This window comes from Streptomyces sp. NPDC097640 (genome assembly GCF_040302705.1).
Classification (GTDB): domain Bacteria; phylum Actinomycetota; class Actinomycetes; order Streptomycetales; family Streptomycetaceae; genus Streptomyces.
This window is the reverse complement of sequence record NZ_JBEOSB010000006.1, coordinates 185,844-208,555: the sequence shown is the minus strand read 5'-3', so window position 1 is coordinate 208,555 and position 22,712 is coordinate 185,844. Positions and strand designations below refer to the sequence as shown.

At 72.3% G+C, this 22,712-nt stretch carries 22 protein-coding genes; 14 read left to right on the top strand and 8 right to left on the bottom strand.

All coding sequences use genetic code 11. The features are described 5' to 3' along the window. Positions 1-78 precede the first annotated feature (78 nt). Genes argJ through ABTY62_RS11565 form a run of 4 tightly spaced genes read left to right on the top strand, consistent with a single transcriptional unit; the run spans position 79 to position 3,930 of the window. Positions 79-1,233 carry a bifunctional glutamate N-acetyltransferase/amino-acid acetyltransferase ArgJ gene (gene argJ / locus ABTY62_RS11580; RefSeq protein ID WP_352129224.1) on the top strand — a complete coding sequence of 385 codons (1,155 nt, stop codon included), beginning with the start codon at positions 79-81 and terminating at the stop codon, positions 1,231-1,233. Continuing rightward, complete coding sequence (gene argB / locus ABTY62_RS11575) at positions 1,230-2,162, top strand: acetylglutamate kinase (protein ID WP_352129223.1); 933 nt, start codon at positions 1,230-1,232, stop codon at positions 2,160-2,162. The genes argJ and argB overlap by 4 nt, the downstream gene beginning before the upstream one ends. Next, a complete protein-coding gene (locus ABTY62_RS11570) occupies positions 2,159-3,346 on the top strand; it encodes an acetylornithine transaminase (RefSeq protein ID WP_352129222.1) in 1,188 nt (395 codons plus the stop codon). The genes argB and ABTY62_RS11570 overlap by 4 nt, the downstream gene beginning before the upstream one ends. 23 nt (positions 3,347-3,369) lie before the next feature. Beyond that, a complete protein-coding gene (locus ABTY62_RS11565; RefSeq protein WP_311725721.1) occupies positions 3,370-3,930 on the top strand; it encodes an arginine repressor in 561 nt (186 codons plus the stop codon). Positions 3,931-3,948: 18 nt separating this feature from the next. On the opposite strand, the gene ABTY62_RS11560 is transcribed toward ABTY62_RS11565, so the two are convergent. Both ABTY62_RS11560 and ABTY62_RS11555 read right to left on the bottom strand, forming a co-directional pair. Continuing rightward, positions 3,949-4,302: a beta/gamma crystallin domain-containing protein gene (locus ABTY62_RS11560; RefSeq protein ID WP_352129221.1), complete on the bottom strand. Its 354-nt coding sequence runs from the start codon at positions 4,300-4,302 to the stop codon at positions 3,949-3,951. A 346-nt stretch (positions 4,303-4,648) separates the two neighbouring features. Further along, on the bottom strand, positions 4,649-5,638 hold the full coding sequence (locus ABTY62_RS11555) for a LacI family DNA-binding transcriptional regulator (protein ID WP_311725723.1): 990 nt from the start codon (positions 5,636-5,638) through the stop codon (positions 4,649-4,651). Between the two features lie 192 nt (positions 5,639-5,830). Here ABTY62_RS11555 and ABTY62_RS11550 point away from each other — a divergent pair, with 192 nt between their 5' ends. Genes ABTY62_RS11550 through ABTY62_RS11525 form a run of 6 tightly spaced genes read left to right on the top strand, consistent with a single transcriptional unit; the run spans position 5,831 to position 12,215 of the window. Next, on the top strand, positions 5,831-6,610 hold the full coding sequence (locus ABTY62_RS11550; protein WP_352129220.1) for an ABC transporter permease: 780 nt from the start codon (positions 5,831-5,833) through the stop codon (positions 6,608-6,610). Further along, positions 6,610-7,395, top strand: coding sequence for an ABC transporter permease (locus ABTY62_RS11545; RefSeq protein ID WP_352129219.1), 786 nt, complete (start codon positions 6,610-6,612; stop codon positions 7,393-7,395). Before ABTY62_RS11550 ends, ABTY62_RS11545 begins: the two co-directional genes overlap by 1 nt. Before the next feature lie 10 nt (positions 7,396-7,405). Further along, positions 7,406-8,446, top strand: a complete 1,041-nt coding sequence (locus ABTY62_RS11540; RefSeq protein WP_352129218.1) for an ABC transporter ATP-binding protein — start codon at positions 7,406-7,408, stop codon at positions 8,444-8,446. After that, positions 8,443-9,495 (top strand): ABC transporter substrate-binding protein, encoded by a 1,053-nt coding sequence (locus ABTY62_RS11535; RefSeq protein ID WP_352129217.1) that lies wholly within the window; start codon positions 8,443-8,445, stop codon positions 9,493-9,495. The genes ABTY62_RS11540 and ABTY62_RS11535 overlap by 4 nt, the downstream gene beginning before the upstream one ends. Further along, entirely contained in the window at positions 9,492-10,472 is a 981-nt protein-coding gene (locus ABTY62_RS11530) for a nucleoside hydrolase (protein ID WP_352129216.1), read from the top strand. The genes ABTY62_RS11535 and ABTY62_RS11530 overlap by 4 nt, the downstream gene beginning before the upstream one ends. Before the next feature lie 51 nt (positions 10,473-10,523). After that, entirely contained in the window at positions 10,524-12,215 is a 1,692-nt protein-coding gene (locus ABTY62_RS11525) for an adenine deaminase (RefSeq protein WP_352129215.1), read from the top strand. A gap of 9 nt (positions 12,216-12,224) precedes the next feature. Here the strand turns inward: ABTY62_RS11525 and ABTY62_RS11520 are convergent, their stop codons facing one another. From ABTY62_RS11520 to ABTY62_RS11505, 4 genes are all read right to left on the bottom strand, one after another. Beyond that, on the bottom strand, positions 12,225-13,223 hold the full coding sequence (locus ABTY62_RS11520; protein WP_352129214.1) for a bile acid:sodium symporter family protein: 999 nt from the start codon (positions 13,221-13,223) through the stop codon (positions 12,225-12,227). Positions 13,224-13,324: 101 nt separating this feature from the next. Then, on the bottom strand, positions 13,325-14,104 hold the full coding sequence (locus ABTY62_RS11515; protein WP_352129213.1) for an FAD:protein FMN transferase: 780 nt from the start codon (positions 14,102-14,104) through the stop codon (positions 13,325-13,327). Next, complete coding sequence (locus ABTY62_RS11510) at positions 14,104-14,607, bottom strand: FMN-binding protein (protein WP_352129212.1); 504 nt, start codon at positions 14,605-14,607, stop codon at positions 14,104-14,106. The genes ABTY62_RS11515 and ABTY62_RS11510 overlap by 1 nt, the downstream gene beginning before the upstream one ends. Before the next feature lie 12 nt (positions 14,608-14,619). After that, complete coding sequence (locus tag ABTY62_RS11505) at positions 14,620-15,948, bottom strand: ferredoxin reductase family protein (protein ID WP_352129355.1); 1,329 nt, start codon at positions 15,946-15,948, stop codon at positions 14,620-14,622. A 243-nt stretch (positions 15,949-16,191) separates the two neighbouring features. Here ABTY62_RS11505 and ABTY62_RS11500 point away from each other — a divergent pair, with 243 nt between their 5' ends. The 3 genes from ABTY62_RS11500 (at position 16,192) to ABTY62_RS11490 (ending at position 19,969) form a co-directional block, all read left to right on the top strand. Next, on the top strand, positions 16,192-17,391 hold the full coding sequence (locus tag ABTY62_RS11500; protein ID WP_352129211.1) for an argininosuccinate synthase: 1,200 nt from the start codon (positions 16,192-16,194) through the stop codon (positions 17,389-17,391). A 91-nt stretch (positions 17,392-17,482) separates the two neighbouring features. Beyond that, on the top strand, positions 17,483-18,913 hold the full coding sequence (gene argH / locus ABTY62_RS11495) for an argininosuccinate lyase (protein WP_352129210.1): 1,431 nt from the start codon (positions 17,483-17,485) through the stop codon (positions 18,911-18,913). 81 nt (positions 18,914-18,994) lie between these two features. Beyond that, positions 18,995-19,969 (top strand): aldo/keto reductase, encoded by a 975-nt coding sequence (locus ABTY62_RS11490; RefSeq protein WP_352129209.1) that lies wholly within the window; start codon positions 18,995-18,997, stop codon positions 19,967-19,969. 11 nt (positions 19,970-19,980) lie between these two features. Here ABTY62_RS11490 and ABTY62_RS11485 read toward each other — a convergent pair whose 3' ends face one another. Further along, on the bottom strand, positions 19,981-20,808 hold the full coding sequence (locus ABTY62_RS11485) for an alpha/beta fold hydrolase (protein ID WP_352129208.1): 828 nt from the start codon (positions 20,806-20,808) through the stop codon (positions 19,981-19,983). A gap of 131 nt (positions 20,809-20,939) precedes the next feature. On the opposite strand from ABTY62_RS11485, the gene ABTY62_RS11480 reads away from it, so the two are divergent. Beyond that, positions 20,940-21,743 carry a class I SAM-dependent DNA methyltransferase gene (locus tag ABTY62_RS11480; RefSeq protein ID WP_352129207.1) on the top strand — a complete coding sequence of 268 codons (804 nt, stop codon included), beginning with the start codon at positions 20,940-20,942 and terminating at the stop codon, positions 21,741-21,743. 37 nt (positions 21,744-21,780) lie between these two features. On the opposite strand, the gene ABTY62_RS11475 is transcribed toward ABTY62_RS11480, so the two are convergent. Beyond that, on the bottom strand, positions 21,781-22,452 hold the full coding sequence (locus ABTY62_RS11475; protein WP_352129206.1) for a lysophospholipid acyltransferase family protein: 672 nt from the start codon (positions 22,450-22,452) through the stop codon (positions 21,781-21,783). Positions 22,453-22,712: the final 260 nt, after the last annotated feature.

The window sequence follows — 22,712 nt, the reverse complement described above, 5'->3', positions numbered from 1 at the left end:
GACCGGAACGAGTCGCGCGGCCGACGCCGCACCCCACGAAACCGGCCCCCTCCCGAGCGGGGCGAACAAGGAGTCACAGTGAGCGTTACGGCAGCCAAGGGGTTCACCGCCTCCGGTGTCGCAGCGGGCATCAAGGAGAACGGCAACCCCGACCTGGCCCTCGTCGTCAACAACGGGCCGCGCCTGGCCGCCGCCGGCGTGTTCACCTCCAACCGCGTCAAGGCCGCCCCCGTCCTGTGGTCCGAGCAGGTGCTGAAGGGCGGCGCGGTGAGCGCGGTCGTCCTCAACTCCGGCGGCGCCAACGCCTGCACCGGCCCGCTCGGCTTCCAGGACACCCACGCCACCGCCGAGAAGGTGGCGGAGGTCCTCGGACACAGCGCCGGTGAGGTCGCCGTCGCCTCCACCGGGCTCATCGGCATCCGGCTGCCCATGGACAAGCTGCTCCCGGGCGTGGAGAAGGCGGCCGCCGAGCTGACCGCCCACGGCGGCGAGAAGGCCGCCATCGCCATCAAGACCACCGACACCGTGCACAAGACCGCCGTGGCGGAGGGCGCCGGCGGCTGGGTCGTCGGCGGCATGGCCAAGGGCGCGGGCATGCTGGCCCCCGGCCTCGCCACCATGCTCGTCGTGCTCACCACCGACGCCGACGTCGAGGCCCAGGACCTGGACGCGGCGCTGCGCGCGGCCACCCGCACCACCTTCGACCGGGTCGACTCCGACGGCTGCATGTCCACCAACGACACCGTGCTGCTGCTCGCCTCCGGCGCGTCCGGAGTCACCCCCGCCGCCGACGAGTTCGCCGAGGCGGTCCGCACGGTCTGCGCCGACCTGGCGCGCCAGCTGATCGGCGACGCCGAGGGCGCCTCCAAGGACATCCGCATCGAGGTGGTGGGCGCCGCCACCGAGGACGACGCCGTGGAGGTGGGCCGCTCGATCGCCCGCAACAACCTCCTCAAGTGCGCCATCCACGGCGAGGACCCCAACTGGGGCCGGGTGCTCTCCGCGATCGGCACCACCTCCGCCGCCTTCGACCCGGACCAGCTCAACGTCGCCATCAACGACGTGTGGGTGTGCAAGAACGGCTCCGTCGGCGAGGACCGGGAGCTGGTCGACATGCGCTACCGCGAGGTCCGGATCACCGCCGACCTGGCCGCGGGCACCGAATCCGCCGTCATCTGGGCCAACGACCTGACCGCCGACTACGTCCACGAGAACAGCGCCTACTCCTCATGAGCCAGCCGACCGCCCGTAAACACACCGCCCTGCCCAAGGCGCGCATCCTCATCGAGGCGCTGCCCTGGCTGACCCGCCACCACGGCAAGACCGTCGTCATCAAGTTCGGCGGAAACGCCATGGTCGACGAGGAGTTGAAGGCCGCCTTCGCCCAGGACGTGGTCTTTCTGCGCCACGCCGGACTGCGCCCCGTCGTGGTGCACGGCGGCGGCCCGCAGATCAGCGCCCAGCTCGACCGGCACGGCCTGGTCAGCGAGTTCAAGGCGGGGCTCCGGGTCACCACCGACGAGGCCATGGACGTCGTACGGATGGTGCTGGCCGGCCAGGTCCAGCGCGAGCTGGTCGGGCTGCTCAACCGCCATGGGCCGCTCGCCGTCGGCATGACCGGCGAGGACGCCCATCTGATGTCCGCCACCAAACACTTCGCCGAGATCGACGGCGAGCGCGTGGACATCGGCCGGGTCGGCCGGATCACCGAGATCGACACCGGCGCCGTCCAGGCCCTGCTGGACGACGGCCGCATCCCGGTCGTCTCCTCCATCGCCCGCAGCGCCGATGACGGCCACGTCTACAACGTCAACGCCGACACCGCCGCGGCCGCGCTCGCCGCCGCGCTGGGCGCCGAGACGCTGATGGTCCTCACCGACGTCGAGGGCCTGTACGCGGACTGGCCCAACAGCGACGAGGTGATCAGCAGGCTCACCGCGAGCGAGCTGGAGAAGCTGCTGCCCGACCTGGCCAGCGGCATGGTGCCCAAGATGGAGGGCTGTCTGTACGCCGTGCGCAACGGCGTCACCACCGCGCGCGTCATCGACGGGCGGGTCCAGCACTCCATCCTGCTGGAGATCTTCACCGACGAGGGCATCGGCACGATGGTCCTGCCTGACCCGGACAACGACAGCAACAAGAACGAGGGGGCGGACCGGTGAGCAACGAGAAGCTGACACAGCGCTGGCAGGGCGCGCTGATGGACAACTACGGCACGCCCCGCGTCCCGCTCACCCACGGCGAGGGCGCCAAGGTCTGGGACGCCGACGGCAAGCAGTACGTCGACTTCGTCGGCGGCATCGCCGTCAACGCCCTCGGCCACGCCCACCCCGCCGTCGTACGGGCCGTGTCCGGCCAGATCGCCACCCTCGGCCATGTCTCCAACCTGTTCATCGCCGAGCCCCCGGTGGCGCTGGCCGAGCGGCTGCTCCAGCTCTTCGACCGCCCCGGGCGGGTCTACTTCTCCAACTCCGGCGCGGAGGCCGTCGAGGCGGTCTTCAAGATCGGGCGGCGCACCGGCCGTACGCACATGGTGGCCACCACCGGCGGCTTCCACGGCCGCACCATGGGCGCCCTCGCGCTGACCGGCCAGCCCGCCAAGCAGGACCCGTTCCTGCCGCTGCCCGGCGAGGTCACCCATGTCCCGTACGGGGACGTGGACGCGCTGCGCGCGGCCGTCACCACCGACACCGCGCTGTTCATCGTGGAGCCGATCCAGGGTGAGAACGGCGTCGTGGCGCCCCCGGCGGGGTATCTCGCGGCGGCCCGCGAGATCACCCGGGCCACCGGCACCCTGCTGGTCGTCGACGAGATCCAGACGGGAATCGGCCGCACCGGCCACTGGTTCGAATGCCAGGCGCAGGGCGTCGAGCCCGATGTGGTGACCCTCGCCAAGGGTCTTGGCGGCGGCCTGCCCATCGGCGCCACCGTGGCCTTCGGGCCCGCCGCCGAGCTGCTGACCCCAGGTCAGCACGGATCGACCTTCGGCGGAAACCCGGTGGCGTGCGCCGCCGCGCTGGCCGTGCTCGACACCCTCGCGGCCGATGGTGTCCTCGATCAGGTCAAGCGGACCGGTGAGCGGCTGCGTGACGGGATCGAGTCCCTCGGCCACGCGTTGATCGACCATGTCCGCGGCTCCGGCCTGCTGCTGGGTATCGTGCTGACAGAGTCCCTCGCGCCGCAGGTGCAGCAGGCGGCTCAGGACGCGGGACTCCTGGTCAACGCGGTCGCGCCGGACGTGGTCCGGCTCGCCCCGCCGCTCGTCATCGGCGACGAGGAGGTGGATGCGTTCCTCCGGGCCTTCCCCACCGCCCTGGACGCCGCCCAGGGGAGACACGGGCACTGACGGATCCGGAGACTGACGAGACGATGACCGAGGCGCAGCACACCGAGGCGCAGGGCACCGGCAACCACAACAATGGTGGCCCGGCCGTGCCGCAGACCCGCACTGCCCGGCACCGCCGGATCGTGGACATCCTGAACCGGCAGCCGGTCCGCTCCCAGAGCCAGCTCGCGAAGCTCCTCGCCGACGACGGGCTCTCCGTCACCCAGGCGACGCTCTCCCGCGACCTGGACGAACTGGGCGCGGTGAAGATCCGCAACACCGGCGGCGAGCTGATCTACGCCGTCCCGGCCGAGGGCGGCGACCGCACGCCCCGGGCCCCGCTCGGCGAGTCGGCGAGCGAGGCCCGGATGGCGCGGCTGGCGGCCGAGTTGCTGATCTCGGCGGAGGCGTCCGCCAACCTGGTGGTACTGCGCACCCCGCCCGGCGCCGCCCAGTTCCTGGCCTCGGCCATCGACTCGGCGGAGCTGCACGCCATCCTGGGCACCATCGCGGGCGATGACACGGTGCTGCTGATCAGCCGCGAGTCGACAGGCGGCCAGGCGTTGGCCGACCACCTGCTCCGGCTGGCCCAGAAGGAGCGCTAGACCTTCCGCCGCGGGTCGTCACAGGATCTGGATGGCGGCGACCCTCGGCGGGCGGTTCGGGAAGGTGATGTCGTGCCAGCGCTCGATCTTCACCGAGTCGCCGTTGACGTCGTAATAGATCAGGTCGTTGTTGCCCGTGTAGATACGGTCGACCCACCATGCGCCGAAGTCGGTCTTGCCGGCGTTCGCGTAGCAGTCGACGCTCTCGCGGCCGTCGAGGTGCGACCAGATCTTCAAGAAGTTCTCGCCGCCGACGCATTGGACGTGGTCGATGGCGAAGGCGGTGCCGCTCGACACGGTGACAGTGGACGCGGCTGCCGCGGCGAGCACCACGGCGATGGAACAGACGGCCCGCTTGGTTTTCGAGATCACAGATTCCCCTTCAGGCGAAGGCCGGCACCCGTCCGGCCGTGACACTCCGAATGCGAACCGCAGGATCGAAGCAGCGCTCGATCGAGCATCACTCGATCGTGGCGCTCACAGCCCGCCGCCCCGGCCTGGGCAGCGTGTCCAGCTCCGCGGCCAGCCTCCCGTCGGCGGCTAGGACCTGTCCGGCGGATCTTGGCGCCTGTGGCGGGCTCGCCCCCACCCCGTCCCTTCCCGGCGCCAGTCGATATGCGGCTCCGCCGCGCGGGGCTCTGCCCCAGACCCGGGGTCCAGGGGCAAAGCCCATGGTTGCGGGAAGGGGCGGGTAGGGGAAAAGATCCGTCGGACCCCCCTAGCGCTTCTCCGGCGGCGGGGCCGTGGAGCCGCGGACGACCAGGCGGGTGGGGACGCGGACGCGCGGCGGGCGTTCGCCCGTGTGCGGAGCCTCCCGCACCAGCCGGCACGCCGCCGCTCCCGCCTCCTGGAGCGGGACGTGCAGCGCGGTGGTGCCCGGCTGGGTCATCCCGATGACGGTGAGGTCGTCGGACGCCGCGAGGCTGATGTCCTCGGGCACCCGCAGCCCCGCCCCGCGCAACCCCATGAGCAGCCCGAGCAGTACGTAGCTGCTGTACGCCATGACCGCGGTGACCCGCTCCGCCCGCCGCACCAGGTGCTCGGCCGCCGCGAGGCCGGCGTCGACCTGGGGCGGTACGGGGTCCAGCACGGTCAGCTCGCCGCCGCCGTCCTCGACCGCCTTGCGGGCGGCCCTGGTGCGCTGCCGGTCCATCCATGAGCCGGGCGGGCCGCCGAGGTAGGCGATGTGCCGGTGGCCGAGGCCGAGCAGATGCGCCATCAGCTCCCGCACCCCGCCCGGAGTGTCCACCACCACCCCGGGCAGCCCCGGGGTGGTGCGGTCGACCGTCACCACCGGCAGCCGCTCGGCGAGTTCGTGCAGCGTCGCGTCGCCGCTGACCGGGGCGACGAGGACGAGCCCGTCGACCCGCGAGCCCAACTGCGCCGCCAGCTCGCGCTCGCGCTCCTCGGAGCGGTCGGACACCCCGAGGAGGACGTTTCCGCCCGTCTCGGCCAGTGACTCCTGGACGCCGGTGACGATGGGCGGGAAGAACGGGTTGGCGAGGGTGGGGACGATGACGCCGACCAGCCCGGTGTGGCCGGTGGTCAGGGCCCGCGCGGTGGCGTTGAGCGTGAATCCCATCTCGGCGGCCGCCTTGGCGACCCGCTCCCGGGTCTCCGCCGCCACCATGTCGGGCCTGCTCAGAGCGCGGGACGCGGTGGACGTGGACACCCCCGCGGCGCGTGCGACATCTGCCAGCCGAACCATCCGCGCCTGCCTTCTGTTGTCCGTTGCCGGTTACATGTTCTTAACCGGCAGTTGTTGACGGGCTCACCGGCTCCAGCGTAGCTTGCCTGCAACCGGTTGCCGCAACCGGTTGCAGACGACGTATCAGTAACATCTAGGAGGGTCCGGCTCGTGTCACGCAGAGCGGCTTCTGGCCTCTTGCTCCTGCCGGGCGTGGCACTTCTCGCCTTCGGCTTCCTCTACCCCTTCGGCATCACCCTGTTCGCGCCGCCCGCCGCCGAGAACCCCGATGTCCTCGGCAAGCTCGGCGGCATGCTCGGCGACGGATACGTGCTGGAGGTCGCGGCCCGCACCGTCCGGGTCGCCGCCCTGACCACGGCCATCTGTCTGCTGCTCGGCTTCCCGGTGGCGTATCTGATCGCCCGGGCGCCCCGGCGCCGCCAGGGGCTGCTGCTGGCCCTCGCGGTGTTCCCGCTGCTGCTCAGCACCGTCGTACGGACCTTCTCCTGGCTGGTCATCCTGGGCCGCAACGGACTGATCAGCGACCTGCTGACCGCCCTCGGCCTCGCCGACGGCGGCACCCAGCTGCTCTACACCGAGTTCGCCCTGATCGCCGGGCTCACCCAGCTCTTCACCCCGATCATGATCCTGACCTCGTACAGCTCGCTCTCGCACATCGACGTCAAGCTGGAGGAGGCCGCCCGCGGCCTCGGGGCGAGCCCCGGCCGGGCCTTCCGCCGCGTGGTGCTGCCGATCGCGCTGCCCGGTGTGCTGGTCGGCGCGATGCTGGTGTTCGCCGGCGCGGTCACCGCGTTCACCACCCCGCTGCTGCTGGGCGGCACCCGTAACCGCACGCTGGCCACCCTCCTGTACGACTACGCCAACGTGAAGCTCGACTGGGGCGCGGCCAGCGCGGTGGCCCTGATCATGACCGCGCTGGTGCTGATCGCGGGCTGGATCTCCGGCCGGCTGTCGAAGGTGGGTGCCGTCTGATGCGCGGACGTCCGCTGCTGACCGCCGTGGCCGCGCTGGCCCTGGTCTTTCTCCTCGGGCCCATCCTGCTGGTGGTGGCCATCGCCTTCTCCTCCGGCGACACCGTGGAGTTCCCCCCGCCCGGCCTGTCGGGCAAGTGGTTCACCAAGGCGCTGGCGTACCAGCCCTTCCAGGACGCGCTGGCCACCAGCGCGATGGTGGCGGCCGGGGCCACGCTGCTCGCGCTGCTCGTCGGCATCCCCGCCGCGCTGGCGATCCAGCGGCGGCGGTTCCGCGGCCGCAAGGCGGCCGAGGCGCTGTTCCTGTCCCCGGCGATCGTCCCCGAGCTGGTCCTGGGCTTCGCGCTGTTCCAGCAGCTGATGGTCACCCTGCGGATCACCGCCCTCGGGGCGCTGCTGATCGGCCACACCGTGCTGCTGCTGCCGTACGCGGTGCGGGTGACCGGTGCCTCGCTCGCCATGGCCGACCCCGCGCTGGAGGAGGCGGGGCGGGGGCTCGGCGCGGGCCCGCTGCGGACCTTCTTCCACATCACCCTGCCGGTGATGACGCCCGGGATCGTCTCCGCGGCCGTGCTGTCCTTCCTCACCTCCTTCAACAACGTGCCGCTGTCGCTGCTGCTCAACGGCCCCGGCGTGACCACCCTCCCGGTCCAGATGCTCAATTACGTCGAGTTCTCCTTCGACCCGGTCGTCGCGGCGGTGTCCACGCTGCTGCTCGCGGCCACGGTGGTCGTCGCCCTGGTGACCGAGCGGCTCGTCGGCTTCAACAAGGTCTTCGGCAAGTAGGGATGCGCCCATGACAACGACGACGCCAGTGGTCCAGCTCCAGTCCATCAGCCGGGAGTTCTCGGGCTCGGTGGCGGTCGACTCCATCGATCTGACGGTGCGCCGCGGGGAGTTCACCGCGCTGCTCGGCCCCAGCGGCTGCGGCAAGACCACCACCCTGCGGATGATCGCCGGTTTTCTGCCGCCCACCAGCGGCACGATCCTGCTCGACGGCAAGGACGCCACCACCCTGCCGCCCGAGCGCCGGAACATCGGCATGGTGTTCCAGTCGTACGCGCTCTTCCCCCATCTGACCGTCGAGAAGAACGTCGCCTTCGGCCTGCGGATGCGCGGTGTGCCCAGCGCCGAGATCCGCACCCGCGTGGCCGAGGTCCTCGACCTGGTCGGCCTGGCCCACCTGGCCGGGCGCAAGCCCAAGCAGCTGTCCGGCGGCCAGCAGCAGCGGGTCGCGCTGGCCCGCGCGGTGGCCATCCGCCCCTCGGTGCTGCTGCTCGACGAACCGCTGTCCAACCTGGACGCGCGGCTGCGGGTCCAGATGCGCCAGGAGCTGCTGCGGGTCCAGCGCGAGACCGGGCTGACCGCCATCCTGGTCACCCACGACCAGGAAGAAGCGCTCGAACTCGCCGACAACATGGTGATCCTCGACCGCGGCCGGATCGTCCAGCAGGGCCCGCCGCGCGAGGTGTTCCGGGCGCCCGCCACCCGCTTCGTCGCCGAGTTCCTCGGCTACGAGAACTTCCTCGACCTCCCCGGGCGCGGCCCGGTCACCATCCGGCCCGAGCACATCGGCGTCCTCGGCCCGGACGCCGAGCCGCCCGCGGGCGGCGAGGTGGTCGAGGCGACCGTCACCGCGGTCCGCTTCCGCGGCACCGACTTCGCGGTCACCGCCGCCGTCGGAGACCGCGTTCTGCACGCCGTCACCACCGACGAGACGCTGCGCGCGGGCGCGTCGGTCCGGCTCCATCTGCCCCTGGGGCAGGCCATCCCTCTGCCCGGCGACGACGGCGCCGCTCGGCTCGGCAAGAACCCTCGTCAGGAGTGTCCCGCATGATCCGCACCGCCAGACTCACCACCGGCGCCCTGGCCGCGTCCCTGATCGCCTTCACCCTCTCCGGCTGCGCGGAGAGCGCCGGGGCCGACCCGAAGAAGCTGACGGTGAGCACCTTCGGCTTCGGGGCCGACCGCTTCGAGGAGACGGTGATCAAGCCGTTCGAGAAGAAGACCGGGATCGATGTCACCCTGGAGACGGGGGCCAACGCCGACCGGCTGACCAAGCTGAAGGTCAACAAGAACGACCCCACCGTGGACGTCGTGATGATCTCCGACCTCTTCGCCGCCATGGGCCAGAAGCAGGGCCTCTTCGACAAGGTCGACGCCAAGAAGGTCCCCAACATGGCGAAGATCTACGACTTCGCCAAGAGCCAGGACGGCTACGGCCCCGCCTACACCTACCAGCTGCTCGGGATGCTCTACCGCACCGACAAGGTCAAGCAGCCGCCCACGCTGGAGAGCCTGTGGGACGCGAAGTACAAGGGCAAGGTCGCCGTCCCCGACCTGTCCACCAGCGCCGGCGTCCCGTTCCTCCAGGCCGCCTCCGCGACGTACGGCTCGGGCCCCAAGGACACCGACACCGGCTTCAAGAAGCTCTCCGACCTCAAGCCGAACGTGCTGAAGTTCTTCAACCGCTCCACCGAGCTGGTCAGCCTCCTCGACCGCGGCGAGGTCGAGATGGCCCCCGGCCTCGACCTGTTCGCCGTGGACCCGGCCAAGGCCGGCAAGCCCATCGGCTGGGTGCCGTTCGACAAGGGCCGCTACGTCGCCGCCAACACCGCCCAGATCGTCAAGGGCGCCAAGAACAAGGCGGGCGCCGAGAAGTTCCTCGACTACCTGCTGTCCGCCGACGTCCAGGAGAAGGCGGCCGCCTCCTTCAGTGACAAGCCGGTCAACAAGGACGCCAAGGTCCCCGCCGCCATCACCAAGGTGTCCGGCGAGGCCGCGAGCGACCCGGCCGCCGCCGGGTTCACCTCGCCCGACCTGGCCTACTCCGTCGAGCACAACGACGCGTGGGTGGACCGCTTCCAGCGTGAGGTCTCCGGATGAGCCGGACCCCCAGGCGGGTCGTGATCGACTGCGACCCGGGCATCGACGACGCCATCGCCCTCTTCCTGGCGTACGCGTCGCCGGAGCTCGAGGTCGCGGGCGTGACCACGGTCGCGGGCAACGTCGGCCTCGACCAGGTGGTCGACAACGCCCTGCGGCTGTGCGACCTGATCGGCGGGCCCGCCGCGGCCACCCCCGTGCTCCGCGGCCACGCCGGGCCGCTGGCCCGGGTGCCGCGCCACCCCGACGAGCCGGTCCACGGCGCGTACGGCCTCGGCGGAGTCGAACTCCCCGCGGCCGCCCGCGCCGCCCACCCCGGCCACGCCGTGGACTGGATGGCCGAGCAGCTGCGCGGGGCGGGCCCGGGGGAGATCACCCTCATCGCCACCGCGCCGCTCACCAATGTCGCCGCGCTGCTGCACACCCACCCCGACACCCGCGGACTGCTGCGGGAGATCGTGGTCATGGGCGGCGCGGCGTTCGCCCCGGGCAACACCACCCCCGCCGCCGAGTTCAACTTCCACGCCGACCCGGAGGCCGCCCGCTACGTCACCGAGTCCGGCGTCCCGCTGCGCGTCGTCGGCCTCGACGTCACCCGCAAGGCCCTCACCCCGCTCGCCGACGCCGACGCACTCGTCGCCGACGGCGCGCCCGTCACCACGGCGGCCGGGCAGATGCTGCGCCACCTCATCGACCGCTACGCCCGCCGCCACCAGGTGCGCGCCTGCGCCGTGCACGACGCGCTCGCCGTGGCCGCCGCCGTCCGCCCGGAGCTGCTGGAGTGGACGGAGGCGTGGGTGACCGTCGAGTGCGCGGGCGAGTTCACCCGCGGCGCCCTGGTGGCCGATGTGCACGGGCGCACCGGCCTTCCGCCCAACGCGCGCGTGGCGACCGGCGTGGACGCGGAGGCGTTCCGCGCCTTCCTGATGTCCCGGCTGCGCGGCCGTTACGGCGCGGACACCACCCCCGCGCCGTAACGGCCGCACCCCTCACCAACCCCCCAGAGCAGGAAGCGAGCAGGAGACCCCATGCCGATGCCAAGCCGCTGCGACCTCCTCATCCGTGGCGCCGGCGTCTTCTCGGTGCACACCGGCGAGATCCTGCCGGCCGACGTGGTGGTGACCGGCGACCTCATCCGCGCCGTCACCGCCCCGGGTGTACGGATCGAGGCCGAGCGCGTCCTGGACGCCGACGGGCTGATCGTCGCGCCCGGCTACATCGACGCCCATATGCACATCGAGAGCTCGCTGCTCACCCCCGCCGAGTTCGCCCGGATCACCCTGCCCCGGGGCACCACCACGGTGCTCGCCGATCCGCACGAGATCGTCAACGTCGCGGGGCGCGAGGCCATGGCCTGGATGATCGAGCAGGGCCGCGGGGCCGAGCAGACCATGCTGTGGGCCGTGCCCTCCTGCGTGCCCGCGCTGGAGGGCTTCGAGACCGCGGGCTCCTCGCTGACCGCCGAGGACATCGCCGAGATGCTCGACTGGGACGGGGTGACCACCCTCGGCGAGGTGATGGACTACCGCGCCGTGGTCGCGGGCTCCCCGCGGATGCGCTCGATCGTCGACGCGGCCCGGCGCAAGGGCGTCCGCCTGGACGGCCACTGCCCCAACCTCACCGGCGACGACCTCGGCGAATACCTGTGGGCCGGCATCGACTCCGACCACACCAAGAACACCCCCGAGGTCGCGGTCGAGAAGGCGCGGCTCGGCATGCTGCTGATGCTCCAGGAGAAGTGCCTGAGCGCCGAACTGGTGCGCCGCCTCCACGAGCTCCCCGTGCTGCCCGACTTCTGCCTGGTCACCGACGACCTGGCGGCCGACGCCATCCTCGACCGCGGACACCTCGACCACATCGCCCGCGTCGCGCTCGACGCCGGGATGAGCCCGGCCACCGTACTGCGCGCCCTGACCCTGCACCCGGCCCGCCGCCTGGGCCTGGACGACCGGGGCGTGGTCGCCCCCGGCAAGCGGGCGGACCTGGTCCTGCTGCGCGCACTCGACGACCCGACACCGGTGACGGTGGTCTGCGGGGGCCGCGTCGTGGCCGGGGACGACACCGCCGGGCCGGCGCCCGACAACCCCTTCGCCGACTCCGTCCGCCTCGCCCCGCTGGAGGAGGCCGACTGCGTGTGGCGCGCCGACCTCCCCGACGGGGACCACACCTTCCGGGCGCTGCGGGTCAACCCCGTCGACACCTTCACCGAGCCGGCCGAGGTCGTGCTGCCCGTACGGGACGGGGTCGTGCACTGGGAGGGCAGGACGGCCGTGCTCGCGGTGTACGAACGCCACCACGGCACCGGCCGCCGGACGATGGCCCCCGTCGTGGGGTTCGATCTCGCGGAGGGCGCCACCGCCACCACCTACGCGCACGACAGCCACAACCTCACCGTGGTGGCCACCGACGCGGGCGCGCTGCGCCGGGCGGCCAACCGCGTCATCGCCTCGGGCGGCGGGATCTGCGTGGCGGTGGCCGGGCGGCCGGACGTCCATCTGCCGCTGCCCGTGGGCGGCGTGATGTCCGCCGCGCCCGCGCCCGAGGTCGCGGCCGGCGCGGGCGCCGTACGGGAGGCGCTGCACGGGTGGGGCTGGCTCCACCGCAACGCCTTCATGAGCGTGTCCACCATGACCCTCCCGGTGTCGCCGCAGATCAAGCTGACGGACCTGGGTCTGGTGCGGGTGGTCGACCGGGCCTGGGAGGACCCGGTCGTCGCCTGACCCCCGCCGTCAGCCCTCCGCGCGGCGCGAGCGGTGGGACATCCAGGCGGCGACCAGCGCGCCCGAGATGTTGTGCCAGACGGAGAAGATGGCGGCCGGGAGCGCGGCCAGCGGGCTGAAGTGCGCGGACGCCAGGGACGCCGCGAGCCCGGAGTTCTGCATGCCGACCTCGAAGGCCATGGCCCGCCCGGCGGGTTCGCCGAGGCGGGCGGCCCGGCCCGCGGCGTAGCCGAGCGCGAGCCCGAGGCCGTTGTGCAGCACCACGGCCAACAGCACCAGCCCGGCCGCCGACTTGATGGCGTCCGCGCTGGCCGCCACCACGACCGCCACGATCACCGCGATGGTGGCGGCCGACAGCCAGGGGAGCAGGCCCAGCACACGCCCGATGTAACGCCCCGCCACCAGCCGTACGACGAGGCCGCCGAGGACCGGAAGCAGCACCGTCTTGAGGATGTCGGTGACCATCGACCCGGCGTCCACCGGCAGATACTCCCCGGCCAGCAGCAGCGTCAGCGGCGGGGTGACCAGCGGGGCGAGCACCGTGGAGACGGTCGCCACCGAGACGGACAGCGCCACGTCGCCGCGCGCCAGGTACGTCACCACATTCGAGGCCGTACCGCTCGGGGCGCAGCCGACGAGGATCACACCGGCCGCCAACTGCGGTGACAGACCGAGGGCATGGGCGATGAGCCACCCCAGGCCCGGCATGATCACATAGTGCGCCACCAGGCCCAGCGCCACGGCCCACGGCCGTTTGACGACGCCGGAGAAGTCCTGCGTGGTCATGGTCAGACCCATGCAGAACATGATCGTTCCCAGCAGGTAGGGCACGTTCGGCGCCCAGCCGCTGAAGGTGCCGGGCGTCGCCAGGCCCGCCGCGCCCGCGGCGAGGACCAGAACGGGGAAGACGGTGACGGCCCGTCTGGCCGCCCGGTCGGCGGTGGCGGACTGCGTCGGTGTCGGCGGTGCTGTGGCGTCCGCCCTGCGGCTCGTGTCTTCTGATCGCACCGCGTGATGGAACGCCCTCGACGGGGTGTCACGCAAGACCGTCTCGTTATGTGGTCCCTACACCGATCGCCCGGGGTCCGCGCGGGGCGGCCGGAACACCGCTACACGAACATCGCCGCGTCGTATCGCGCGAACCCGCTCGTCTGCCAGGTCGCGCCGTCCGCCGTGACCGCGAACGCCGCCGCGTCCGGAAGCCGCTGGAGCCAGGGCCTGGCCCGCTCGGCGCCCATCGCGCAGGCCGCGGTGGCCCAGGCGTCCGCGTCCGCCAGGCTCCGGCACACCACGGTGACCGAGGCGAGCGGCTCCGCGGGAGGCGCGCCGGTGTACGGGTCCAGGATGTGGCAGCCGCGCTCGGCCGGGCCCGAGGTCGCCACGGCCAGCTCGTCGCGCGCCTCCACCACGGCGACCAGCTCCCCGGGGCGCAGCGGGTCGGCGATGCCCACCCGCCACGGCCCCCCGTGCGTCTGGATGTCCCCACCGCCGTTGACGCACACCGACCCGGCCCCCGCCGAGGCCAGCATCTGGGCGGCCCGCTCCACCGCCCAGCCCTTGACCAGGCCGGTCGGATCCACCCGGCCGGCGTGGCGGCTGGAGAACCAGCCGTCGCTGAGCCGCTCGGCCTCCTCGCACAGCCGCAGCACGTCCCGTACGTCCGCGTCGCACTGCGACACGTCGAGCTCGCCGCGGTGCAGCCGGCTGATCTGGCTGTCGGGGCGCCAGGTGGAGAACAGCTCGTCGACCCGGTGCAGCCAGGCCGCGGCCCCGTCCAGCGCGGCCCGCACCCGGGGCCGGGCGGCGTCGGCCACCTCACGGACGTCGAGGGAGAAGACCGTGCCCATGGTCTCCTCGACATGCAGCATGCGCCGCGGCTCGCCGTCCATCACAGACCGGCCTTGTCCAGCGCGCTCTGGAGGGACTTCCGGTAGCCCTCGCTGGTGTAGGTGGCGCCGGAGACGGTGTCGATCTTCGCGCTCTGGGCGGTCACCGCCGCCTGGTTCAGCTTGGGCACCGAATCGGCCGCGATCTGCTCGCTCTGGGGGCCGGAGTCGGGGGTCTTGACGGCCGTGGCGGCGGTGATCTTCCCGCCGCTGACGGTGACGCTCACCTGGACCGGGCCGTACTGGGTGTTGGCCTCGTCGCCGGTGACCGTCTGCGCGCCGCCGCCACCGCCACCGCCACCGCCACCGCCGCCCCGGCTGTCTCCGCCCCTGCTGTCTCCGCCGGGCGCCGGCGGCGCGGTGGCGGGCACCTGCCCGGCGTTCTGCGAGCCGGCCGCGGCGACCGGCTCGGAGGCCGGCTGCTTCAGGGCCAGCAGCAGCACGACCCCGGAGACGGTGGCCGCGGTGCCCAGGATGATCCGGCGCAGCGGATGCTTCCTCTTCATGACTCCGCCTCCCTACATTTCGAAGGACTCGTGGTGGATACGGCGATCGGGCACCCCGGCCTCGCGCAGCGCCGCGTAGGCGTGCTCGGCCAGGCCGGGGGGCCCGCACAGAAAGACGTCGTGCCGGTCGATGTCGGGCAGCACCGAGCGCAGCCGTTCGGAGGTGATCTCGGGGCGGGCGCCGTCCGGCCCGTTCACGGCGTACAGCAGCCGGGCCCCGCGCGCCTCGGCGATCCGCTGGAGCTCGTCCCACAGCGCCAGGTCCTCCATGCTGCGGGCCCGGTAGAGGAGCGTGATGTCGCTGCCGCGGCCGGGCAGCGTCTCGAACAGCGCCCGCAGCGGGGTGATCCCGGCCCCGCCCGCGATCATCAGCACCTTGCTGCGGCTGCGCCGCCCGGTGGTCATCGCCCCGTACGGCCCCTCGGCCCACACCCGCGTGCCCGGCTCCAGCGTGGCGAGCGCCGTGCTGTGCCCGCCCACCGCCTTGACCGTGATCCGCATGCGCTCCTGCTGCGGGGGCGCGGACAGCGAGTAGGGGTGCGAGCCCCAGCGCAGCCGCGGCGCCAGGAACCGCCAGCGGAAGAACTGCCCCGGCTCCGCGCCCAGCCGGTCCAGATCCCGGCCGCCGATCACCACCGAGACCATGCCGGGCGCCTCGGGCACCACCGCTAACACGCGCATCCGGTGGCGCAGGTTCAGTCCCACCGGGACCAGCACCCGGAACCACACCATGGCGAGGGTGACGCTGCCGTACAGCACGTACCAGGCGATGCGCGCCACCTCGTCGGCGACGAACTCCGCGCCGGCGGCCAGCTGGTGCCAGAAGGCCAGGAACACGCCCGCGTAGGTCATCAGGTGCAGGTAGTACCAGGCCTCGTACGGCATCCGGCGGCGCACCACCCCCGCCGAGATCAGGCCGACCAGCAGCAGAAGCCCGGTGCCGACCGTGGCCTTGATCATGTCCGGGTACTCGGTCACCACCGTCACGGTCTGGTCGACGACGCTCGTCCGCGCCTGGACCGCGTACCCCCAGATGATCAGCCCGATATGGGCGATGATCAGGCACAGCGTGTACCGGCCGGCCACGGCGTGCCACCGCGCGACCCGGTCCGACCCCACGCGCCGCTCCAGCGCCGGAACCCGCGCCATCAGCAGCACGACCAGCGCGATGGAGTACCCGCTGAGCAGCCCGGTCAGCCGACCCCCGCCGACCAGCCACTCCGCGTTGCCGACCACGTTCGGGGTGTTCTGCCACCACAGCGTGACCACCGCCGCGGCCCCCGCCCAGCTGAGCAGGATCAGCGGCACCGCGGGGGAGCGGCGGGGACGGATGCGCCGCATCACCCCCGGCCGGTCGGTCCGGCTGTTCGTCACCGTCGTCAACGCCCTGTCCCCTTTCCGCACGCGTCCGCGCGTCACCGGACGGCTCCGGTTGACGAGGGATACGGCCCGGAGGCGCCGATGTCTCAATGGGCGCCCGGGATTCACGGATTTTCCTGCGGGCGGGCCCCGGGGCGCGTTGACGAAACATACGGAGGAGTGCATACTTATGCCAGCTAGTGCATGAATCCAAAGGAGAACGCCGTGACCGAGCGCGTCGTACTCGCCTATTCGGGCGGCCTTGACACCTCCGTCGCCATCGGCTGGATCGCCGAGGAGGCGGGCGCCGAGGTCATCGCCGTCGCCGTGGACGTCGGCCAGGGCGGCGAGGACCTGGATGTCATCCGCAAGCGGGCGCTCGCCTGCGGGGCGGTCGAGGCGGAGGTCGCGGACGCCAGGGACGAGTTCGCCGAGGGCTACTGCCTCCCGGCGATCAAGGCCAACGCGCTGTACATGGACCGCTACCCGCTGGTCTCGGCGCTCTCCCGGCCGGTGATCGTGAAGCACCTGGTCGCCGCCGCGCAGAAGCACGGCGCCACGACCGTGGCCCACGGCTGCACCGGCAAGGGCAACGACCAGGTCCGCTTCGAGGCCGGGATCTCCTCGCTGGCCCCCGGGCTGAAGTGCATCGCCCCGGTCCGGGACTACGCGATGACGCGGGACAAAGCCATCGCCTTCTGCGAGGCGAAGAAGCTGCCGATCGCGACCACCAAGAAGTCCCCGTACTCCATCGACCAGAACGTCTTCGGGCGGGCCGTGGAGACCGGCTTCCTGGAGGACATCTGGAACGCGCCGATCGAGGACGTCTACGAGTACACCTCGAACCCGGCCACCCCGCGCGAGGCCGACGAGCTCGTCATCACCTTCGACAAGGGCGTCCCCGTCGCCATCGACGGGCGTCCGGTCACCGTCCTCCAGGCCATCCAGCAGCTCAACGAGCGGGCCGGGGCCCAGGGCGTCGGGCGGATCGACATGGTCGAGGACCGGCTCGTCGGCATCAAGTCCCGGGAGATCTACGAGGCCCCCGGCGCCATCGCGCTGATCACCGCCCACCAGGAGCTGGAGAACGTCACCGTCGAGCGCGAGCTGGCCCGCTACAAGCGCCAGGTCGAGCAGCGGTGGAGCGAGCTCGTCTACGACGGCCTGTGGTTCTCCCCGCTGAAGCGGGCCCTGGACGGCTTCATCGCCGAGGCCGACGAGCAGGTCTCCGGCGACATCCGGATGACTCTGCACGGCGGGCGCGCGGTGGTCACCGGCCGCAGGTCCGACCAGTCGCTGTACGACTTCAACCTGGCGACCTACGACACCGGCGACACCTTCGACCAGTCGCTGTCGAAGGGCTTCATCGAGATCTTCGGCCTGTCCAGCAAGATCGCGGCCGGGCGGGATCTCGGGCAGAGCTGACGCCGGCGCACCAGTAGCCTGCATGTCATAGCCGCCTCCTCGCCCCGGCGCGGAGGCGGTCGCACACCCACACCCTTCAAGGAGCAACAGCGTGAGCAACGGCAACAACGGTGACGTACGCCTGTGGGGCGGGCGCTTCGCCGACGGGCCGTCCGAGGCACTGGAGAAGCTCAGCGCCTCCGTGCACTTCGACTGGCGCCTGGCACCGTACGACATCGCCGGCTCCCGCGCCCACGCCCGGGTGCTGCGCCGGGCCGGGCTGCTCACCGAGGACGAGCTGGAGCGGATGCTGGCCGGGCTCGACCTGCTGGCGGCCGACGTCGCGTCCGGCGAGTTCACCGGCACCATCGCCGACGAGGACGTGCACACCGCCCTCGAGCGCGGCCTGCTGGAGCGGCTCGGCCCCGACCTCGGCGGCAAGCTGCGGGCCGGGCGCTCCCGCAACGACCAGGTGGCCACGCTCTTCCGGATGTATCTGCGCGACCACGCCCGGATCGTCGGCGGCCTGATCGCCGACCTCCAGGGCGCGCTGGTCGGGCTGGCCGAGGCCCACCCGGACGTCGCCATGCCCGGCCGCACCCACCTCCAGCACGCCCAGCCCGTCCTCTTCGCCCACCACGTCCTGGCCCATGTCCAGGCGCTGTCCCGGGACGCGGAGCGGCTGCGCCAGTGGGACGCGCGCACGGCCGTCTCGCCCTACGGATCGGGCGCCCTGGCCGGCTCCTCGCTGGGCCTTGACCCGCAGGCGGTCGCCGCCGACCTGGGCTTCGAGGGCGGCTCCTCGGCCAACTCCATCGACGGCACGGCCTCCCGCGACTTCGTCGCCGAGTTCGCCTTCATCACCGCCATGATCGGCATCGACCTCTCGCGGATCGCGGAGGAGGTCATCATCTGGAACACGAAGGAGTTCTCCTTCGTCACCCTCCACGACGCGTTCTCCACCGGCTCGTCGATCATGCCGCAGAAGAAGAACCCGGACATCGCCGAGCTCGCCCGCGGCAAGTCCGGCCGGCTGATCGGCAACCTCACCGGCCTGCTCGCCACCCTCAAGGCCCTGCCCCTCGCGTACAACCGCGATCTCCAGGAGGACAAGGAGCCGGTCTTCGACTCCTGCGACCAGCTGGAGGTCCTGCTCCCCGCCTTCACCGGCATGATGGCGACGCTCACCGTCAACCGCGAGCGCATGGAGGAGCTGGCCCCGGCCGGGTTCTCGCTGGCCACCGACATCGCCGAATGGCTGGTCAAGCAGGGCGTGCCGTTCCGCGTGGCGCACGAGACGGCGGGGGAGTGCGTCAAGGAGTGCGAGCTGGCCGGCATCGAGCTGGACCAGCTCACCGACGAGCAGTTCGCGAAGATCTCGCCCCATCTGACGCCCGAGGTCCGCACCGTCCTCAATGTGCCCGGCGCGCTCGCCTCCCGCAGCGGCCGCGGCGGCACGGCCCCCTCCGCGGTGGCGGCGCAGCTCGCCGAGGTGAAGGCGGACCTGGCGGTGCAGCGCGAGTGGGCCGACGCCAAGCGCTGACGCCCGGCCCTGACGGCGCGCGCCGCCGCACGGCAGACTGACCGGACGGCTCGGCCACCCGACACAAGGAGCGGACAGACCATGGCGTTCGCGCGCCTCGCGCAAGTCACCACCCCCACGGCCCGGATCGGCCTCGGTCTCGCCGCCGTGGGCCGTCCCGGCTACATCAACCTCGGCCGGCGGCGGGACCTGCCGGCCGAGCGCAGCGTCGAGGCGATGCGCGACCGCACCCACCAGGTGCTGGACGCCGCGTACGCGCGGGGCGTGCGCTATCTGGACGCCGCGCGCTCGTACGGGCGGGCCGAGGAGTTCCTCGCCTCCTGGCTGGACGGCCGCCCCGACGTACGGGACGTGGTGATCGGCAGCAAGTGGGGCTACACCTACGTCGCCGACTGGCGCACGGACGCCGAGACGCATGAGGTCAAGGACCACAGCGTCGCGACGTACGAGCGCCAGAGCGCGGAGAGCCGGGTCCTGCTCGGCGACCGGCTCGACCTCTACCAGGTGCACTCCGTCACCCCCGGCAGCCCCGCCCTCACCGACCCCGAGCTGCACGGCCGGCTGGCCCGGCTCGCGGCCGAGGGCGTCACGATCGGGCTGTCGACCAGCGGACCCGCCCAGGCCGAGGCGATCCGCGCGGCGCTCGAGGTGACCGTGGACGGAAACCCGCTGTTCCGTACAGTCCAGTCCACGTACAACCTGCTCGAGCCCTCGGCCGGGGCGGCCCTGGCCGAGGCGCACGAGGCGGGATGCGCGGTGATCGTCAAGGAGGCCGTCGCCAACGGCCGCCTCGCGGCGCCCGAACAGCTCCCGGAGGCGCTGCGCCGCATCGCGGAGGAGACGGGCGCGGGCCCCGACGCGGTCGCCCTCGCGGCGGTGCTGCACCAGCCGTGGGTGGACGTCGTCCTGTCGGGCGCGGCGACGACCGCCCAGCTCGACTCCAACCTGACGGCCGCGACCCTGAGGCTGGACGGGGGACAGCGGGAGGCCCTGGCGGCGCTGGCCGAGTCGCCGGAGACGTACTGGCACCACCGCGCGGAGCTGCCCTGGGCCTGAGGCGGCTCGGCCTACCGCCCCGCCAGAAACTCCCGCACCGCCCCCGCGTACGCCTCCGGCGCGTCGTCGTGGATCCAGTGCCCGCAGCCCGCGAACTCCCGCAGCACCGCCCCCGCCCGACGGGCCGTCATCTCGCGGGCGTGGGCGGCCGGGAGCATGGAGCTGTGCTCGCCGCGCAGCAGCAGCGCGGGGCAGGAGGAGCCCAGCCACTGATCCCAGAAGTCGCCGCACATGGCCCGCTGCGACTCCATCAGCTCACGCGGCGAGAACAGCAGCCACCAGCCGCCGCCCTCGGCGTCCGGCTCCGCGCTGTCCAGGAAGTACGTGGCGTCGGGGATCCCACGTGACTCGATCTCCCGGCGCAGCGCCTCCCGGTCCGCAGCGCGCGCGGGCCAGCCGGAGACGTCGAGCACGGGATGGGCGACCACCGGGCGGTCGGTCACGGCGCCGATGTCCTCGATGACGAGCGCGCTCACCAGCTCCGGGTGGCGGGCGGCCAGGGTGTACGCGATCACCCCGCCCGTGGAGTGGGCGACGACCGGGACCGGGCCCAGCCGCTCCGCGCGCAGCAGGGCGGCGGCGTCGGCCACGTACTCGTCCAGCGAGAACGGCCCGCCGCCCCCGGTCAGCCCGTGCCCCCGCAGATCGGGGGCGATCACCCGATGGCCGGGCGCGAGGGCCGCGGCCAGCGGCCCGTACAGCCGACCGCGCCCGAAGTGGCCATGGAGAGCCAGCACCGGGGCGCCGGGCCCGCCGAAGTCCAGACAGGCGACGCGGCGGCCGCGCACGGCGAGGAAATCGGGAACGGCGGCGGTGGAGCCAGCAGGGGGAGCACCCATCCGCCGCAGGCTAGCGCCGCGCCGACCGGGGCGACCACCCGATTTCGCGGCCGGGGCCCGGACGCCACACGCGGCTGGCGAGGGCACACCGCGGCGGAGAGGATGGGGCAAACCGTGACAGCGAGGTCCCGATGCCCGTACGCACCACCACACCCGGCACCAAGAACCGCGCGAGCGCCCTGCACAAGGTCCGGTACGCCGTACGCCATCCCGAGCGGGTGCCGCGCTATGTGCGGCGGATGGCCCGGGATCTGCGGCTGCGCGTCTCCACCCGCGACCACATCGCCTACTACCGGGCGGTGATGCGGGACGACACCGCCCGCAGCCCCGAGGCGGCCGTCGGCAGCGCGTCGCACGAGCGCTGGCTCGCCCTGGGGCAGATGCAGCACGACTACCTCCTGCGGCACGGGCTGCGGCCCGAGGACCGGCTGCTGGACATCGGCTGCGGCAATCTGCGCGGCGGATGGCGCTTTGTCGACTATCTCGATGCGGGCCACTACCACGGCATCGACATCTCGCCCGACATCCTCCTCGCGGCCCAGGAGGTCGTGGCGGGCCGTGGTCTCCAGGCCAAGCTGCCCCATCTGGGCCTGGTGCGCGATCTGCGGCTGGCGGCCCTGCCCGAGGCGTACTTCACGGTGGTGCACGCGCACAGCGTCTTCTCCCACTCGCCCCGGGAGGTCATCGAGGAGTGCCTGGCGCATGTGGGCCGGGTGCTCGCCCCGGGCGGATACTTCGACTTCACCTTCAACCGCACCGAGGGTCCCGAGCACCATGTGCTGCGCGAGGACTTCTACTACCGCACGGCCACCCTGGTGCGGCTCGCCGCGGACCACGGTCTCGCCGCGCGGTTCATGGACGACTGGGAGGAACTGCCCCACCGGCAGTCGAAGATCCGCGTCACCCACCGCGGCGAACGCGAAGAGGCCGCCTGAGCCATCGCCAGGCGGCCTCTCGCGTCAAGAAGGTCTGTCAGGCGGCCTTCGCCTTGGTGGCGTACATGTCCACGTACTCCTGGCCGGACAGCCGCATGACCTCGCTCATGACCTCGTCGGTCACGGCCCGCAACACAAAGCGGTCCCGGTCCATGCCCTCGTAGCGGGTGAACTCCAGCGGTTCGCCGAAGCGGACCGTCACCTTGCCCGGCCGAGGCAGCCCCTTGCCGCCCGGCTGGAGCCGGTCCGTGCCGATCATCGCGAACGGCACCACGGGGGCGCCCGTCATCAGGGTGAGCCGGGCGATGCCGGTGCGGCCGCGGTAGAGGCGGCCGTCGGGGGAGCGGGTGCCCTCGGGGTAGATGCCGAACATCCGGCCCTCCTCCAGCACCCGGCGGCCGGTCATCAGCGCGGCCACGCCACCGTGCCCGCCGTCCCGGTCCACCGGGATCATGCCGACGCCGGTGAAGAACCAGGCCATCAGCCGGCCCTTGAGCCCCTTGCCCGTGACGTACTCGTCCTTGCCGATGAAGACGACCTGGCGGTCACAGACGAGCGGCAGGATCATCGAGTCGATGAAGGTGAGATGGTTTCCGGCCAGGATGACCGGGCCGGATCCGGGGATCCGCTCCGCCCCCTCGACCTGCGGGCGGAACATCAGGCGCATCAGCGGACCGAGTACTGCCTTCAGGAACGTGAATCGGGACAACGGGCCCTCCGGTCGGGGTCAGGGTCTGAAGCGCTCGGGTGCGGGAGACCGGCCTGGGGTGAGTCAACCCGATACCGCACACTTACGCCGGTGAGACGATACTCGCCGGTCACACCCCCGCGCACACCGGGTTCACCCACCTGATACGCACTGTTGACCCACGTTTCCCACGCGTTCCGTCCAACGTCTCCCGTAGGAAAGCCGCATCACCCTACGATCGGCCCGTCATTTGATCAGGTTTTGGCGGGTACCGGACGCCT